The 2,203-nt window shown below is 31.2% G+C and carries 4 protein-coding genes; all 4 read right to left on the bottom strand.

What is annotated here, in order from left to right:
- Positions 1-431 (bottom strand): SIMPL domain-containing protein (locus J7604_RS23125; protein WP_293901605.1); only part of this gene is annotated, 431 nt, incomplete at its 3' end.
- Between the two features lie 80 nt (positions 432-511).
- Positions 512-1,054 carry a hypothetical protein gene (locus tag J7604_RS23120; RefSeq protein ID WP_293901603.1) on the bottom strand — a complete coding sequence of 181 codons (543 nt, stop codon included), beginning with the start codon at positions 1,052-1,054 and terminating at the stop codon, positions 512-514.
- A gap of 91 nt (positions 1,055-1,145) precedes the next feature.
- Positions 1,146-1,658 (bottom strand): hypothetical protein, encoded by a 513-nt coding sequence (locus tag J7604_RS23115; RefSeq protein ID WP_293901601.1) that lies wholly within the window; start codon positions 1,656-1,658, stop codon positions 1,146-1,148.
- A 121-nt stretch (positions 1,659-1,779) separates the two neighbouring features.
- Entirely contained in the window at positions 1,780-1,989 is a 210-nt protein-coding gene (locus tag J7604_RS23110; protein WP_293901598.1) for a hypothetical protein, read from the bottom strand.
- Between the last annotated feature and the right edge of the window lie 214 nt (positions 1,990-2,203).

Genomic DNA, 2,203 nt, shown 5'->3' with positions numbered 1-2,203 from the left:
AAACTGAAGTTTATCGGTTTTTCGCTTTTAGAGAATTCACCTACAATTTTTTGAAGTATTTGTTGACTATATGTAAACTCAAGTCTTATGTTTTGAAAAGCTACATATCCGCTATCTGTATATTCGTTATTGCGATAAATTCTGTTTTGAGAAACAGAAAAGCTTGTAGTTTTTATGTCTTTTTCATTAAAGCCAAGTTTTTTCAAAAGGTCATTGTAGTGATTAGATTTTTCTCCAAGAGCTTTAATGGCATCATTCATTTTAGGCTTTATCTCGGATACGGAAATATTTAAAACTCCAAGGTCGGGTTTTACAATCACCCTTGCTGAACCTGTCACATTAAGTGTGGGTTTTTCTGGTTGTTGTCCTAGTATCTGGCCAGAAACTGTCAGAGTAGTTAGCAGTAATAGTATTGCAGTAATTGTTTTCATGTTTAGTTTGATTCGTTTTTAATATTCTTGTTTTCTCTATCAGTTTTATTTTTCTTTGGTTCTATAAAGTGAGCTTCAATTTACTTATCTTTTTTCAAAAACTTTTTTGTTATGTTGTCATATTCCAAATAATAGATACCCATTTTTAAGCCACGTAAGTCTACTGAGTCAGATATGCCGGTTTTTAAAATTCTGCCTTCAGAATCCATTAGCCTGTATTTATATATATCAGGTAATTTGAAACTATTGACGCACATTATTGGTCCATAGCCTAATGATGGTCCATTCCTAAATTTCAGAATATCCTTGTATAAATAATTTGTATTTAGTCCCCGTAATCTAAACTTATTTATACCTGAAATATATATAGGTATGTAAGTGAATTCTCTGCTGATAGTTATATCAATAATAGTATCAACTATCCAAGTGTTATTAATAAATCTTTCAATGGCTATAGAATCAATAGTGGAATTAATCCTTGCATGGATTGTACCATTGTTGTCAATATATGCAGTGTCTTGATGATTGTTGCCGAAAGCAGAGGTAAAGGAAAGTGAGAATGCTAAAAGGAGTGTGGTTAATAGAATATTCATTTTGGTGGACAACTTATTCCCGATACACATAGAATTAATATTAAAAAATGTTCTCTTTATTTTATTAATCCATGATGTTTGGTCATTTCTCGTTTTCAGTTGCTTGGATCTTAAATAATCATTAAGGTAAACTTATCAATCTTTTACTAGGAGGGTAAGGATCTAGTTTAGAAGGCATATCTAAAGTATAGAACATGATTAAACAAATCGCAATCCCAAGAGCAGCTTTAAGGATGTTAAACTTCAGATAGGACCAATACAGAGCCCAGTTTGTCGAATTGAAACTTATAATTAAAACAAACCCAATTATGGCAATAAAATATTGAGGACTCATTATTGCATTATATGTTATAATGAATTTCCCAGGCCAGTTTAAAAACACATATGCAATTGCCATGAGAGAGTTAAGGATCTGAAAGCTCAGGTAGGCATTGATGAAAGAAACTCCTTTGCTGATCTTCCAGTTATGAAATGCAGTAAAAATTCTGATGGTATAAAGTATAAAGTAAATTAAGAATATAATTGCAAGAGGAATCTGTTTAAAAGGAATGTCTAGTAAACTTATTAATTTGGTTAATATTAAAGCTGGAAATAAAAAGTAATCCAGCCTTTTTGATTCAATAAATTTTATCATTGTATTTTCTTAATTGCTCCTGTTCTTAGTTTAGTTGGCACTAACATTGATTTCTTAGTGGTCTTTGAACTTTTATTACTTCCTTCTTTATAATTGATAGACTAACCCCAAAAATCCCAGTTTACTCAAGAGCCCTTTTCATTTTAAGTAAAAAACTATTGTCAGGGGAATATTCGAGACCTTTGTTTGTAAGTTCCTTGGTCATGCTTTCGTTTTTATGCAAATAACTCTCTGCAGCCGCTGCGTACATATTCCCTATAATGTTATTGTCAGGTCTTAAATTTTTATTATTTGACTTCAGAATCTCTTGTGCTTTCTTTAGATATTTCATTCCTTCAGTGCGATCTTCTTTCTGAAAGCTAATAATTGAAACATAACAGTAATTATGAAGATAAAGAGAAACAATCAAAGCGTTTTCTTTCAGAAAAGGATAAGTCTTTGAATATTCGTCGAGTATATTTATTTCTTTTATTCCACCCGTTCCATTTGTAGACTTCCTGAAAAACTACCAGATATCAACCACTCTGAGTGAAATATTTGATAAC

The organism is Sporocytophaga sp. (genome assembly GCF_017745095.1).
Taxonomy (GTDB): Bacteria; Bacteroidota; Bacteroidia; order Cytophagales; family Cytophagaceae; genus Sporocytophaga.
The sequence above is the reverse complement of the archived record's forward strand: the minus strand, read 5'-3'. Positions and strand labels throughout refer to the sequence as shown.